The 14,220-nt window shown below is 69.5% G+C and carries 14 protein-coding genes and 1 pseudogene; 13 read left to right on the forward strand and 2 right to left on the reverse strand.

Annotation, left to right across the window (positions count from 1 at the left end; genetic code table 11):
* Positions 1 to 41: 41 nt before the first annotated feature.
* The 12 genes and pseudogenes from rpsM (at position 42) to IF12_RS0110065 (ending at position 11,345) form a co-directional block, all read left to right on the forward strand.
* Positions 42 to 416, forward strand: coding sequence for a 30S ribosomal protein S13 (rpsM, locus tag IF12_RS0110010; RefSeq protein WP_030157545.1), 375 nt, complete (start codon positions 42 to 44; stop codon positions 414 to 416).
* 11 nt (positions 417 to 427) lie between these two features.
* Positions 428 to 826, forward strand: coding sequence for a 30S ribosomal protein S11 (gene rpsK / locus IF12_RS0110015; protein ID WP_030157547.1), 399 nt, complete (start codon positions 428 to 430; stop codon positions 824 to 826).
* A 123-nt stretch (positions 827 to 949) separates the two neighbouring features.
* A complete protein-coding gene (locus IF12_RS0110020) occupies positions 950 to 1,996 on the forward strand; it encodes a DNA-directed RNA polymerase subunit alpha (protein WP_030157550.1) in 1,047 nt (348 codons plus the stop codon).
* Positions 1,997 to 2,060: 64 nt separating this feature from the next.
* Positions 2,061 to 2,408: pseudogene (gene rplQ, locus IF12_RS22900) on the forward strand (50S ribosomal protein L17); the annotation flags it as partial.
* A 93-nt stretch (positions 2,409 to 2,501) separates the two neighbouring features.
* Positions 2,502 to 3,317, forward strand: coding sequence for a tRNA pseudouridine(38-40) synthase TruA (gene truA, locus IF12_RS0110030; protein WP_030157553.1), 816 nt, complete (start codon positions 2,502 to 2,504; stop codon positions 3,315 to 3,317).
* Between the two features lie 282 nt (positions 3,318 to 3,599).
* A complete protein-coding gene (locus IF12_RS0110035; RefSeq protein ID WP_133884216.1) occupies positions 3,600 to 3,818 on the forward strand; it encodes a hypothetical protein in 219 nt (72 codons plus the stop codon).
* Positions 3,819 to 3,869: 51 nt separating this feature from the next.
* Positions 3,870 to 4,574 carry an ABC transporter ATP-binding protein gene (locus IF12_RS0110040; RefSeq protein WP_231492480.1) on the forward strand — a complete coding sequence of 235 codons (705 nt, stop codon included), beginning with the start codon at positions 3,870 to 3,872 and terminating at the stop codon, positions 4,572 to 4,574.
* A complete protein-coding gene (locus IF12_RS0110045) occupies positions 4,556 to 6,715 on the forward strand; it encodes a hypothetical protein (RefSeq protein ID WP_030157560.1) in 2,160 nt (719 codons plus the stop codon). The genes IF12_RS0110040 and IF12_RS0110045 overlap by 19 nt, the downstream gene beginning before the upstream one ends.
* A 5-nt stretch (positions 6,716 to 6,720) precedes the next feature.
* Positions 6,721 to 6,972 carry a hypothetical protein gene (locus IF12_RS0110050; protein ID WP_133884217.1) on the forward strand — a complete coding sequence of 84 codons (252 nt, stop codon included), beginning with the start codon at positions 6,721 to 6,723 and terminating at the stop codon, positions 6,970 to 6,972.
* Positions 6,973 to 7,077: 105 nt separating this feature from the next.
* Complete coding sequence (locus tag IF12_RS0110055) at positions 7,078 to 8,550, forward strand: von Willebrand factor type A domain-containing protein (RefSeq protein WP_035748746.1); 1,473 nt, start codon at positions 7,078 to 7,080, stop codon at positions 8,548 to 8,550.
* Between the two features lie 276 nt (positions 8,551 to 8,826).
* Positions 8,827 to 10,284, forward strand: coding sequence for a cytochrome ubiquinol oxidase subunit I (locus tag IF12_RS0110060; protein ID WP_051704207.1), 1,458 nt, complete (start codon positions 8,827 to 8,829; stop codon positions 10,282 to 10,284).
* Positions 10,281 to 11,345: a cytochrome d ubiquinol oxidase subunit II gene (locus IF12_RS0110065; RefSeq protein WP_081913455.1), complete on the forward strand. Its 1,065-nt coding sequence runs from the start codon at positions 10,281 to 10,283 to the stop codon at positions 11,343 to 11,345. The genes IF12_RS0110060 and IF12_RS0110065 overlap by 4 nt, the downstream gene beginning before the upstream one ends.
* A 72-nt stretch (positions 11,346 to 11,417) precedes the next feature.
* On the opposite strand, the gene IF12_RS0110070 is transcribed toward IF12_RS0110065, so the two are convergent.
* Together IF12_RS0110070 and IF12_RS0110075 are read right to left on the reverse strand one after the other, a co-directional pair.
* Positions 11,418 to 12,077: an HNH endonuclease family protein gene (locus IF12_RS0110070; protein WP_030157571.1), complete on the reverse strand. Its 660-nt coding sequence runs from the start codon at positions 12,075 to 12,077 to the stop codon at positions 11,418 to 11,420.
* Positions 12,078 to 12,397: 320 nt separating this feature from the next.
* Entirely contained in the window at positions 12,398 to 13,363 is a 966-nt protein-coding gene (locus IF12_RS0110075) for a hypothetical protein (RefSeq protein ID WP_030157574.1), read from the reverse strand.
* A gap of 209 nt (positions 13,364 to 13,572) precedes the next feature.
* Between IF12_RS0110075 and IF12_RS0110080 the strand changes: the two genes are divergently transcribed.
* Positions 13,573 to 14,178 carry a class I SAM-dependent methyltransferase gene (locus IF12_RS0110080; RefSeq protein WP_030157577.1) on the forward strand — a complete coding sequence of 202 codons (606 nt, stop codon included), beginning with the start codon at positions 13,573 to 13,575 and terminating at the stop codon, positions 14,176 to 14,178.
* Positions 14,179 to 14,220: the final 42 nt, after the last annotated feature.

A 14,220-nucleotide genomic window follows, 5' to 3' on the forward strand; every position in this document is an offset into this window, starting at 1 on the left:
GGCAGTGGTCAGACCTCCGACAACGCTAGGAGTATGCCTGCATGGCACGCCTGGTCGGAGTCGACCTCCCGCGCGACAAGCGCCTGGAGATCGCACTCACCTACATTTACGGCATCGGCCGCACGCGCTCGCTCGAGACGATCGCGGCGACCGGCCTCGACCGCAACACGCGGGTCAAGGACCTCACCGACGAAGCGATGGTGCAGCTCCGCGACTACATCGAGGAGCACTTCCAGGTCGAGGGCGACCTGCGCCGCGAGGTGCAGGCCGACATTCGCCGCAAGATCGAGATCAACTGCTACCAGGGTCTTCGTCACCGGTACGGTCTCCCGGTCCACGGTCAGCGGACCAAGACCAACGCCCGAACTCGCAAGGGTCCGAAGAAGACCGTCGCGGGTAAGAAGAAGGCACGTTAGGAGAGCAGCAGATGCCACCGAAGACTCGCGGCGGTTCCAAGAACCCGCGCGCCAAGAAGAAGAACGTGCCCCACGGGCACGCGCACATCAAGAGCACCTTCAACAACACCATCGTGTCGATCACCGACCCGACCGGTGCCGTGATCGCCTGGGCCTCCTCCGGCCAGGTCGGTTTCAAGGGCTCGCGCAAGTCGACCCCGTACGCCGCGCAGATGGCCGCCGAGTCGGCCGCCCGCCGCGCGATGGACAACGGGGTGCGCAAGGTCGACGTCTACGTCAAGGGCCCCGGCTCCGGCCGCGAGACCGCGATCCGCTCCCTCCAGGCCGTCGGCCTCGAGGTCGGCTCGATCAACGACGTGACCCCGCAGCCCCACAACGGCTGCCGTCCGCCCAAGCGCCGCCGCGTCTAGCGACGCGCCACCGAAGCGCAGCCGAGGCGGGGCTCCCACAGCCCGCCTCGGCGAAGGCCTCACCGAGTCCATGAGTTTCAGGCGTCAAATAGCGGGCGCCCCGAACAAAGGAAACATCGCAAAGTGCTTATCACTCAGCGGCCCACGCTCACCGAGCAGCAGATCAGCCCGACCCGCTCCAAGTTCACGATCGAACCCCTGGAGCCCGGTTTCGGCTACACCCTCGGCAACTCGCTGCGGCGCACCCTGCTGTCGTCCATCCCGGGCGCGGCGGTCACGTCGATCAAGATCGACGGCGTCCTGCACGAGTTCTCCACCATTCCCGGCGTGAAAGAGGACGTCGTCGAACTGGTGCTGAACGTCAAGCAGATCTGCGTCTCCTCCGAGAGCGACGAGCCGGCCACCATGTACCTGCGCAAGGAAGGCCCCGGCGAGGTCCTCGCCGGCGACATCCAGCCGCCCGCCGGCGTGCAGGTCCACAACCCCGAACTCAAGCTCGCGACCCTGAACTCCAAGGGCCGCATCGACATGGAGTTCGTGGTCGAGCGCGGCCGAGGCTACGTCTCGTCGCCGGCCAACAAGGGCGAGACCAACGAGATCGGCCGCATCCCGGTCGACTCGATCTACTCGCCCGTGCTCAAGGTGGCCTACTCCGTCGACGCCACGCGCGTCGAGCAGCGCACCGACTTCGACAAGCTGACCGTCGACGTCGAGTCCAAGCCGTCCACTACGCCGCGCACCGCGCTGGCCTCGGCCGGCTCCACCCTGGTGGAGCTGTTCGGCCTGTACCGCGAGCTCGACACCGAGGCCGAGGGCATCGACGTCGGGCCCAGCCCGGCCGACCAGCAGCTGGCCGCCGATCTGGCCCTGCCGATCGAGGACCTGGACATGACCGTCCGCTCCTACAACTGCCTCAAGCGCGAGGGCGTCAACACCGTCGGCGAACTCATCAACCGCACCGAGGCGGACCTGCTCGACATCCGCAACTTCGGGCAGAAGTCGATCGACGAGGTCAAGATGAAGCTCGCCGGCATGGGCCTGAGCCTGAAGGACTCGCCCGGCACCTTCGACCCCAGCGAGGCCGCAGTGGCCTACGGCGGGTCGCCGGTCGCCGAGTCCGACGAGTACGAGGACGACGGCGAGGACCTCCGCGAGACCGAGCAGCTCTAGCTGCGCGAATACGGCGGTCGGTTCCGTCAGACGGCCGGCCGCGTCAACCCAAGAGGAGTAAGAAATGCCTAAGCCCACCAAGGGCCCGCGTCTGGGCGGTTCGCCCGCGCACGAGAAGCTCATGCTCTCGGGCCTGGCGGCCTCCCTGTTCGAGCACGGCAGCATCACCACGACGCTGACCAAGGCCCGCCGCCTGCGCCCCTACGCCGAGCGTCTCATCACGTACGGCAAGAAGGGCACGCTGCACCACCGCCGCCTGGCGCTGGCCAAGCTGCGCAACAAGGACGCGACGCACGACCTGTTCGAGCAGGTCGCCCCGCGCTTCGCCGCCCGCGAGGGCGGCTACACCCGGATCATCAAGGCCGGGAACCGCAAGGGCGACAACGCGCCGATGGCCATCATCGAGCTGGTCGACTAGCACCGCGTGAACCGCGCGCAAGGCCCCGGCCCTGCGCGCGGTTTCGCATTTCCGGCCGCATTCGGAAGCGGCGACGAGGAGGAACAGGTGGAAGGCACGACCAGGCTCCGGCTCGGGGTCGCCTACGACGGGGCCGAGTTCTCCGGCTGGGCCCTCCAACCGGGCCGCCGGACCGTCGCCTCCGAAGTGATCCGCGCCTTGGAGATCCTCTTCGGCGAGATCGGCGGTTTCACCGTCGCCGGGCGGACCGACGCGGGGGTCCACGCCACCGGGCAGGTCGTGCACCTCGACGTGCCGACCGCGAAGTGGGAGGCCCTGAGCGACCGGCTCCTGTGGCGCCTGCGCGGGATTCTCCCGCCGGACGTGCGCGTGACCGCCGCCGAGGCGGTCGACCCGTCCTTCAACGCGCGCTTCGCGGCCCAGTGGCGCCGCTACCGCTACCGGGTCGCGGACGCGACCTGGGGCGTGAACCCGCTGCGGCGACTCGACACCCTCGCCTGGCCCCGGCCTCTCGACGTCGAGCGGATGCACGAGGCGTGCCAGCGCCTGCTCGGCGAGCACGATTTCGTGGGCTTCTGCAAGCAGCGCGAGGGCGCGACGACCATCCGCGAGCTCCAGCAGTACGACTGGGCCCGCGACGAGGACGGCATCGCCGTCGCGACCGTCCGCGCGGACGCGTTCTGCCACTCGATGGTCCGCAGCCTCGTAGGGGCCGCGCTCGCGGTGGGCGACGGCCGCCGCGACGAGGCCTGGCTCGCCTCGATCCTCCACATAGGAGAAAGAGCCAACGACGTCCACGTGGTCGGCCCGCACGGCCTGACGCTCCAGGAAGTCTCCTATTCGGACGACCCGACCGACTGGCAGTCCCGAATCGACCTCACCCGCAGAGTCCGCACCCTCTAACCGCCGCACCTCTTGCACAGGGAAGACCTTTCGGAAATCCACGGCTCCACAGGCTGATGCGAAGACGGCCAACTGCAAATTCGTCGGAAGTCCATGCTTCTCCCGGAGCCGCTTGAACTCCTTTCGGAAATGCGATGACATTGCGTTCGCACACCCCATGTCGTGCTCCATGGCCGCAGATATACCAAGATATGGGAATACATCGATCTGATGCGGATGTCCATGAGATCATCTGTGGCTGCGGCGGATGCAACTCGATCTTGGAAGGAAGCCACTCCTCTCGTGAATCGGAATCGAATCAAGACGGTGAGCCAGGGCGCCGAGTTCAGGAACGGGACGTGGCGCTTCAACGTCTCCACTGTCGGCAATGGCGGCTTCGTGGTGAACGGCCAGATCTGCGATACGGGCGAGGACGGCGGCACCGCCTACGGCCAGGGCAAGGTCGACGTCCCGATCCTGGCTGACCCCTGCAACACCTCCTCGACCGAATACCGGAGCTGATCGGCGACCATGCTCAGCGCTTCCGGTCTTGCGCTCAGGTATGGATCGACGGTGGCACTGCGATCTGCCAGTGTCACCGTCGCGCCGGGCGAGACCCTCGCGATCACCGGCCCGAGCGGGTCGGGCAAGACCAGCCTGCTGTACTGCCTCTCGGGGCTCGTCGTCCCCGATTCGGGGAGCGTCCTGCTCGATGGGGTGATCGATGTCCACCGGTTGACCGACTGGGAGCGTTCGGACCTCCGGCGGTCGAGGTTCGGATTCGTGTTCCAGTTCGCCGAGCTGGTCCCCGAACTCACCTTGCGCGAGAACGTCGAACTTCCGTTGTCGCTCAACAAGGTCAGCCACCGGTCCCGAAAGTCGCGGGTCGCCGATCTGGTTTCCCGGTTCGGGTTGGAGGACTGCGCCGACCGCCGGCCCGCCACCGTGTCCGGAGGGCAGGCGCAGCGGGCCGCGGTCGCGCGGGCGATGGCGCATCGCCCGGCGGTCGTGTTCGGGGACGAGCCGACCGGCGCGCTCGACGGCGAGTCCGGTGAAGTGGTCCTCGGCGCGATGCTCGCCCACGCCGAAGAGGACGGAGCGGCGGTCGTGCTGGTCACCCATAGCGATCTAGTGGCGGCGCGGGCCGATCGCGTGGTCGCCGTGCGCGACGGGGAGACCCGCTCGTTATGCCGATGCGTCTCATTGGCCGACTGCTTCTTGGGTCCGGACCGACCGGCCGGCTCAGATCCGCCGGCATCGTGTTCGTGCTGCTGCTAGTCTCACTCGGCATCCTCACCGCTTTCGCGGTCCCCGCCGTGTTGGCCGATCGGGAACGGGTGTTCGACGACCGGCAGGCGAGCCTGCCGCCGCCGGGCGCCGCGAGCGTGTTCCAGCACAGCACCATTCAGGAACTCTGGCAGGACCGACCGATCACGGTGGTGTACCTCGCCGAAGTCAGCCCGTTCGCCACGGCTCCGCCCGGAATCGAGCGAATGCCCGAACCGGGCGAATACTTCGTGTCGCCCGCACTCGCAACCCTCTCCGAGTCGGATCGGTCCGTGGCGGGCCTGCTGCCGGGAGCCCCGATCGGGGAGATCACTGAGGAGGGCCTGCTGGGGCCGGACGAGCGCATCGCCTATGTGGGTGTGTCGTCGAGTCGCCTTCCCGAAGGCGCGCCCGGGGTCGGGTGGGGATCGGGATGGGCCGACGACCTGGCGCAACGCGATCGGGGCACGGCCCCGGCAGTGATGTTGCTGGTCCTGCCCGCGGCCCTGGGGGCGATGTGGCTGTGTCTGCGACTCGCCGCGCGTTCGACCGTCAAACGCTGGTCGGCGCTGCGAATCCTCGGAGTGCGGCGTTCGCAGGTGCTGACCGGCGCGGCGATCGAGTCGGCATTGCCGTGCCTCCTCGGGTCGCTCGGAGCGGCACTGCTCGCAGGGGTGGTGCTGAGCCGGCTCGCGGTCTCGGATCTGCTCGGGTTCACCTGGTTCCACGGCCGCGCCGGTTTCGGGTGGGAGTACTCGCTCGGCTTCTGCGCGCTCATGACCCTCATCGGAGCGTGCTTCGGAGCCGGCGGCACCCGCCGCGCTCTGGCGAACCCGGTCAGGGGCAGGCAGGACCACCGTGAGCCGAGTCCCCGCTGGTGGCACCTGCTTCCGCTGGCCGCTGGGATCGGCATAGTGCTTCCTCCGCTCCTCACCCGTCCGCCCGCCGAAGCGGGGCAGGACGTGACGGCCGGCTCGACCTTCAGCTGGATGCTCGTCGGTGGAGTCGCCGTGTGCTTGATCGGTCTGCTCTGGGCCGCTCGGCCGATCACCTGGGGCCTGGCCAGAATGCTCGATCGGCCCCAGGTCGCGCTGCCGGTGCGGCTCGCGGCCCGGCGTGTCGGTGACGCGCCGGGAGCCCATCTGCGATCGATCGCGGCGATCGCCTTGCTGGTACTGGTGGCGGGAGCGAACGAGGGAGCCGAGGAGACGTTCGCAAAGCTGTACTCCCAAGACGGCGGTGCGGTCGTCGCCTCGTTCGACCCGGCGCAGATCCCCGATGTCGCCACACGGGAGCTGCTCTGGGAGCGGACCCCGGAGCCGAAATGGGTCGACCAACTCTCCGGCGCGGGCCAGGGCGCGGTTCTGGTGACCGCCTCGTGCACGACGCTGGAGTCGCTCGGGATCCGCGGGCAGGACTGCGCCGAGGGCGAATACTATGCGGCACGGGCCGATCGCTGCCATCTGGGACCAGCGCCGCGGTTGCCCGCGGGCAGCGAGCACGCCTTCGACTCGGAGAGCGGCGCGCCGATCGTCGTCACCGTTCCCGATGCGGAGCTGTCGGTCGACGACCCGCACTTCGACTGCAACACGGTGATCTTCACCGGCGATGCACCGCCGTTCGGTTGGGGGGCATGGACACGCGTGTCCGCCGTGCTCGACGCGGGCGCGGGCTCGGCCCTCGAATACCGGGCGCTGCTGTACGAGCTGGCGCCCGGTCTCGATCTGGCGACCAGTCGGGCGGATCTCAACCAGGACCAATGGGCGAGGCAGGCGACGACCGCTCTCGGATTCGCGCTGTGGACCGCGTTCGGCTTCGCGACACTGACCTTCACCATGGCACTCGCGGACCGAATCGCGTTCCGGCGCAGGGACTCGACTGCGCTGATGGTGCTTGGGGTGCGTCCCTCGCAGTTGCGCGCGTCGCAGGTCGTGGAAGTCGGACTCGGCATCGCGGGCGCGGTCGGGCTGATGTACGCCTGCGCAATACTCTTCGGAAGCGTGCTCATCAAGCTCGGCGACGCGAGAGAGACGATCGCATGGAGACTGGCCCCGGCTTTGACGCCCTATGTCGCCACGGCCGCAGTCGTAGCGATCGCCGCGGCGCTGATCGTCGGCCCGAACCTCCGCTCTGAGGACATGAGAAGGGAATGACGGCGATGAAGTACGCGGTCGGAGACGTGGTCGTCCTCGACGCGACAGCATGGGTTCCGGAGGCCACTGGGGACTTCAGGCTGCGGATCGGGGGAATGCCGGGAGACGTCGTGTCGGTGATGGACGGCGGAGAGTTCGTCGTCAACGGCGCGGTCGAACCGCCCTCGACCGCGTCCAGGCAGAGCTGCGATAAGCCGTTCCGGGCCGGAGTGACCGAATCGTTACTTTATGACGGATCGGTCACGGGCCGGACCTGATTGCTCACCGGCCCATCACGGTTCGGACACGACGGGAACCACGGCGCTGAAAAGGCAGTCTCATGGAGGCAATCCCCGCTACCGCCAAGTGAGAAGGGACCCCCCATGAGACGCCTGCTGCAAGCCACGATACCGGTCGCCGTGCTCCTCCTGCCGCTCGCCGCCTGCTCCGACAACGGCGAGACCGGCGCCTCCGCCGAGGCCGGGGACTACGGCCAGGCCGAGCCCGCCCCACTCCAGGACCAGGACGGCGAGGCCTACGCCTTCAACGAACCGACCTCCCCGGCCGACGACCCCGAGTCCACCTTCGCGGTCGACGTGGACACCGCCTCGTACGACTACGCCCGCCGCGCCATCGGCGAAGGGTCGCTGCCCCCGGCCGACCAGGTCCGGCCCGAGGAGTTCGTCAACTACTTCGACCAGGGCTACGCCGAGCCCGAAGGCAACGGCTTCGCCGTCAGCGTCGACGGCGCCGAGCTGCCCGAATGGTACGACTCGGGCGACGCCACCCACATCATGCGCGTGGGGCTCCAGACCCGCACCGTGCCCGACTCCGAGCGCTCGGACGTGAACCTGACGTTCGTCATCGACGTCTCCGGCTCGATGAGTGGCGAACGCATCCAGATCGTCCGCGACTCGCTGCACACCCTCGTCGACCGGTTGCGCCCCACCGACTCGGTCGCGATCGTGACCTACGAGACCGACTCGGAGGTGCTCAAGGGCATGACCGACGTCGGCGACGGCGAAGACCTGCACGCGGCGATCGACGACCTCTCCGCCCGCGGCTCCACCAACATGCAGGCGGGCCTGGAGGACGGCTACGAACTCGCCGCCGAGGCCTTCGAGACCGGGAAGGACAACCGGGTCATCCTCCTCTCCGACGGCGCCGCGAACGTGGGCCTCACCGAGCACGACGCGATGCTGGACCGGCTCGAAGGCCACATCGCCGACGGCATCACCCTGCTCACCGTCGGCGTCGGCGACTCCTACAACCAGGCGCTCCTGGAGCAACTGGCCGACAACGGGAACGGCTGGGCCGTCTACTTCGCGACCGAGAAGGAGGCCCAGCGGGTCTTCGGCGACCGCCTGACCTCGACGCTCGGCGTCACCGCCCGGGACGCGAAGATCCAGGTCACCTTCAGCGCGGACACCGTCGCGGAGTACCGGCTCATCGGCTTCGAGAACCGCGCCATCGCCGACGAGGACTTCGAGAACGACAGCGTGGACGGCGGCGAGGTCGGCCCCGGCCACAGCGTCACGGCCCTGTACGCGCTCTCGCTGACCGGCGAAGCGGGGGAGCTGGCGCAGGTGGACGTGCGCTGGCAGGACCCCGAGACCGGTGAGATCGACACGGCCTCGGGCGAGTTCGAGGCCGGCGCGTTCGGTGAGAGCGCCCTGCCGAGCCTCCAGGTGGACATGGTCGCGGCGGCGTTCGCCGAGGTCCTGCGCGGCAGCGCGGCAGGCTTCGACTGCGCGGCGATCCTCCCTGCGGCGCAGTCGGTCGCCGAGGACTCGGACGACCCGGACGTCCAGGAGCTCGCCGAGCTGGTCGCCTGGGCCTCGGATCTGGGCGCGTAGGGCATGTCCGCGGGGCCCGGCGCGCACGCGCCGGGCCCCGCGGCGTCAGGCGCCGGTGCGGACGGTCTTTCGCCGGTCGTTCGAGTGCGGCGGGACGGGAATTTCGGATTTGAGCGCTCGCCGCCTTGGGGCCGACCCCGGTCGGCGTCTTCGCAGGTTCCGGTGCTCGATACCTGGTCCCGGCGTTTTTGAACACGTTCGGTCTGGCCTCGACACGCCTTGTGAAAGCATTCACAAGAACGTTGATCCGGACGTTCCGGCACGTACCTTCAACGCATGGACGCAACCCAGCTCCTCGCCCAGGCCGCCGACGCGGTGGCCGCCGCCGACCCCGCGGGCCTCATGCCCGCGCGCCAGCAGATGGCGCTCTCGCTCGGCTGGCACATCATCCTCGCCTGCTTCGGCGTGGCCTTCCCGGCCATCATCTTCGCGATGCACCTGCGGGGCCTCCTCAAGAAGGACCCCGTCTCCCTCGACCTCGCCAAGCGCTGGGGCAAGGTCTCGGCCGTGCTCTTCGCCATCGGCGCGGTCTCCGGCACCGTCCTCAGCTTCGAGATGGGCCTGCTGTGGCCCGGCCTCATGGGCACCTACGGCGACGTCCTCGGCCTGCCCTTCGCCTTCGAGGGCCTCGCGTTCTTCCTCGAGGCGATCTTCCTCGGCATCTACCTCTACGGCTGGGGCCGGATGCCGCCCAGACTCCACCTGATGATGGTGGTGCCCATGGCGATCACCGGCATCATCGGCACCTACTGCGTCATCGCCGTCAACGCCTGGATGAACCACCCGGTCGGCTTCGACGTCATCGACGGCGCGATCACCAACATCGAACCGTGGGCGGTCCTGTTCAACACCCACACCTTCATGCAGTTCGCGCACATGTGGGTCGCCGCCTACATGGTCGCCGGGTTCTCCATCGCCGCCGTCTACGCCGCCGGGATGCTCAAGGGCCGCCGCGACCGCCACCACCGCCTCGGCTTCATGGTGCCCTTCGCCTTCGCCACCGTCGCCGCCCTCGCCCAGCCCTTCGTCGGCCACCTCCTCGGCGAGGGCCTGGACGAGCGCCAGCCCTCGAAGCTCGCCGCGTTCGAACTCGCCGCGACCACCGACGAGGGCGCCTCGCCGCTGCGCATCGGCGGCGTGCTCATCGACGGCGAGGTCAAGGGCGCCCTCGAGATCCCCTACCTCGGTTCGATGATCGCGCTCGGATCGCTCACCGAGCCCGTCCCCGGGCTCGACCAGATCCCCGAGGAGGACCACCCTCCGGTCAACTTCACCCACTTGGCGTTCCAGGCCATGATCGGTCTCGGCCTGCTGCTCATGGGCGCGGTGGTCCTGTACTGGTTCCTGCGCTGGCGCAAACGCGACCTGCTGCACAACCGCTGGTTCCTGCGGTTCATGGCGACCACCGGGGTCCTCGCCGTCGCCGCGATGGAGGCGGGCTGGATCGCCACCGAGGTCGGACGCCAGCCGTGGATCGTCTTCGGCGTCATGCGCACCACCGAGGCCGCCGCCGACCACTCGGCCGGGCTCTGGGGCGTCTACGGCGCCTCGGTGCTCCTCTATGGAGCCATGACCGTCGGTGCGGCCGTGGTGCTCCGGTCGATGGCCCGGCGCTGGCGCGAAGGCGCCGCCGACCTTCCGAGCCCCTACGGGCCGCGCTCGCCGCTCGCGGACGCCGCGACCGTGCGTGAGTGCGGCGACGAGCGGGACCACGCGAAGGAGGCGGCCCGATGAGCCTCGAGTTCGCCGTCGCCGCAGCGCTGTTCGCCGGGGTCCTGTGCTACGCCGTGCTCGGCGGGGCCGACTTCGGCTCGGGCTTCCACGACCTCACCGCCGGCGGCAGCCGCCGCGGCGCTCCACTGCGGACGCTCATCGACCACAGCATCGGCCCGGTCTGGGAGGCCAACCACGTCTGGCTCATCTACGTGCTCGTCATGTGGTGGACCGGGTTCCCGAAGTCCTTCGCCGCCACGATGACGACTCTCCATGTGCCGTTGGTGCTCGCGCTCGTCGGCATCGTCCTGCGCGGTGCGAGCTTCGCCTTCCGCAAGTACAGCGAGACCCTCGCCCAGGCGAAGCTGTTCGGGATCGTCTTCGCGACCTCCTCGGTCCTCGCCCCGTTCTTCCTCGGCACGATCGCCGGGTCCCTCGCCTCCGGGCGCGTGCCCGCCGCCGGGAACGGCGACCCCTGGTCCTCTTGGCTCGCACCGACACCGCTGTTCACCGGCGCGATCTCGGTGGGCACCTGCGCGTTCCTCGCCGGAGTGTTCCTGACCGCCGACGCCGCCCGCCGCGGCCAGGACGCGCTCGCCGCCGAACTCCGAATCCGATCACTAATCGTCGGCGCGGTCACCGGCGCGGTGGTCTTCGCCGCGCTCATCCCGATCGAGCGCGACGCGCCGACCCTGTGGGAGGGCCTGATGAGCCGGGCCGCGCCCGTCATGGCGCTGTCGGCCCTCGGCGGCATCGCCACGCTCGTCCTGTTGTGGCGCAGGCGGTTCGGCTTCGCACGCGTCACCGCGGTGACCGCGGTGGCGGCGGTGATGGCCGGCTGGGGTCTCGGGCAGTACCCGTGGGTCCTGGTCGACCAGGTCACCGTGCACGAGGGCGCCGGAGCGAGCGCCACCTTGCAGGGTCTGCTCGTGGCGGTCGCGATCGCGGCGCTCGTCGTCGTTCCGGCCCTTGGGTACCTGCTCTACCTGACCCAGTCGCCGCAATGGAACGAGGCGGGCGTCCCGGCGGGCCGGGCGGCCCACTGGAGCCGACGCATCGAAAGTGGACGGCGTAGGCCATAGTGGATCCTGCGGTGGATGAAGGGAGGGCCGGGTGCGTCGTCACCCGGCCCTCCGCGCGTCATCGGGAGCCGGTCAGCAGTAGTTGTTCAGGTGCGACTGGAGCGCGCTCTTCTCCGCCGAGTCCACGCTCAGGTTGTACAGGTACTTCACGCGGATCCACGCCTTCGTGTAGTCGCAGCGCACGCCCGTGTTCGGCGGCATCCACTCGGCGGGGTCCTTGTCGCCTTTGGAGCTGTTCACCGAGCTCGTGGCCACCCACAGCTGCGGCGAGTTGATGTCGTTGGCGAAGGCCTGCCGCTGCGCGGTGGACCAGGACCAGGCGCCCGAGGCCCAGGCCTCGGAGAGCGCGACGACGTGGTCGATCGTGGCGTTGGAGACGTTCGTCGTCCAGGTGTTGTCGAAATCGGACTGCCAGTTGCCCGAGGCGGGCTGGCATCCCGAGCCGTTGACGACGTTGCTGCCGTCGCGGTGGAGGACGTGCTGGCGGGCGGTGCAGCCGCCGCCGACGCTCGACCAGTGCGGGAACAGGCTCCGGTCGTAGCTCGAGCCGTTGGACTCGGCCGCGACGGTGAGCGCGTTGAGTTGCGTCTGCGCGGCGGCGGTGGTCGGGATGCCCGGCGGCCGGACCGCTTGGGCCGGAGCCGCATCGACGGCGAGGACGAGGACGAGGGCCAGTGCGGTCGCGGCGAGCGCGGCCATGGCGCGGCGGAGGTTGAGGGTCCAGGAAGACATGCGCAGCTCCTGAGCGAGGTATTCGGGGAACCGGGGTCACCGGTCGTGGGGAGTGGCCGACGGGGGATCGGGTCATCGACCTGCATCGATCAAAACATGGGATGATCGGTTATGGCAAGAGATGCGAAGGATTGTTCATAAGCCTGACATGAACCGTAAGACCGGAATCGGCACGGTATTCGCCGAAAACCCGAGCGGCGCAACGCCAGTGCCGACCCGAGGAAGGGCCGCACAATTTCCGGACACGACCGCCCCGGCGAGCGCCCTCGGCGTCTCGCCGGCGGTGTGCCGTTGTAGGCCTTGACGAACCGCGGCTCGCGCTACTGGACGTCGCGGCGGGGCTTGAGCTGGTCCACGAACCACACGTCCACGAGGTCCCCGACGATGGTTCGGACCTCGTCGCCCGCGTCCTCTATGGCCTCGCCGTCGGTGCGGCCGATGACCACGTACATCAGGTAGTGCCCGTAGGTGTTGTAGCCGACCATGGTCGCGGCCCGGCCCAGCTCCGCGGCCTCGCCGTCGGTCCGTAGAGCCGCGAAGCCGCCTTCGAGTCCGGCGTCGATCGCCTCGCGCATCGCCTCGGCCTCATCGGCATCGGCGAGGTTGAGCACGCCCGCGGTGGCCGCGAACTCGCCGTCCGGGCTCACCACCGTCGCGCGGACGGTCTGCGTGCAGCCGGAGTCGGCGAGCAGATCGGCGAGCTCGTCCAGCCCCGCCTCGGCGCAGTCGGCCAGCTCCTCCGAATCCAGCACCGCGTACGGCCCCGCGGCCCCCGCCGGTGTAATCGCCTCTGCGCCGAACAGCTCGGCGACCGAGATCGGCTCGGCGTCGGTCTCCCTCGCGGCGATCGGGTCGACCACCTCTGGCGCGCCCGAAGCATCCTCCACTGAGGACTGCTGTTCGCCTTCGGTTGGCGCGATGTCGGCCCCCGCGTCCGGATCGCCGCCGCGCATGACGATGAACGCCCCCGCCGCGCAGGCCGCGGCGACCGCCAGGGCGCTGACGATCGCGAGCGCGACAAGCCACCACTTGGTGCGCCGCCGGGCCTTCTGCGCGGCGCGGCGCAGCGGCCGCGAGGCGTGGAGGTGCTCCAGCTGCGCCTCCAGATCCGCCTCGGGCGTGTGCCCGGTCGAGGCCGGAGCGAGCGACTCCGGGCCGAGCCGCGCCGTCGTGGCGTGCATCCGCGCGCGCTCGTCGTACTCCGGCCAGTCGATGCCCGGATCGGTCTGGTCGCGGCGCCCCTGCGTCTGCTGGGGGACCCCGAAAGGGGACGGGCCATGTGCCATGGAGGCAGCTTAGACCCGTGACAGAGCGAAACCGGGAAATGTTCCCTCGGGAGATGGACGCCCCGGGTCCGGTTTCCCCTCCCGGGCGACGCCAGCGAGGCGACAGTGACGCAAGTGGTCCAAGTGCCCCGAGTTGCGGCCCCGCCGCCCAGGTCTCTCCCGGCCGATCCGGGTATCTCCGGCCGGCGGGCCGGGTGACAATAGCGGATGTGTCCGACCAGCCAGAGCACTACTTCAGCGAGCAGCCCGCCGTCGACGACCGCGAGCGCACCATCGGGTTCGAACTCGACGGCGTCGAGTACGAGTTGACGACCTCCACCGGGGTCTTCTCCGGCAACCGGCTCGACCCGGGGACGAGCGTGCTGCTGCACAAGGTCGTCCCGCCCGAGGCCGCCGGGACCTTCCTCGACCTCGGCTGCGGCTACGGCCCGATCAGCGCGGTGCTCGCCCAGCGCGCGGACGCCGAGGTCTGGGCCGTCGACGTCAACCGGCGCGCCCTCGACCTGACCCGCCGCAACACCGAGAAGGCGCCCGGGACCGTGCATGTCGCCGCGCCCGACGACGTGCCCGAGGACGTACGGTTCGACGAGATCTGGTCCAACCCGCCGATCAAGATCGGCAAGGAGGCCCTCCACGGACTGCTCGACACCTGGCTGCCGCGACTCAAGGACGACGGCGTCGCGTGGCTGGTCGTCTCCAAGCACCTCGGCGCGGACTCGTTGGCGCGCTGGCTGACCGAGCGCGGCTGGACCGTCGACAAGCACGCGAGCGCCAAGGGCTACCGGGTCCTGCGGATCGACCGCGCCGCCGACTGAGCCCGCCTTCGCGCCCTGGCCTCTCCGACTCGCTCGCCCTAC

It is taken from the genome of Glycomyces sp. NRRL B-16210 (assembly GCF_000719515.1).
Classification (GTDB): domain Bacteria; phylum Actinomycetota; class Actinomycetes; order Mycobacteriales; family Micromonosporaceae; genus Glycomyces.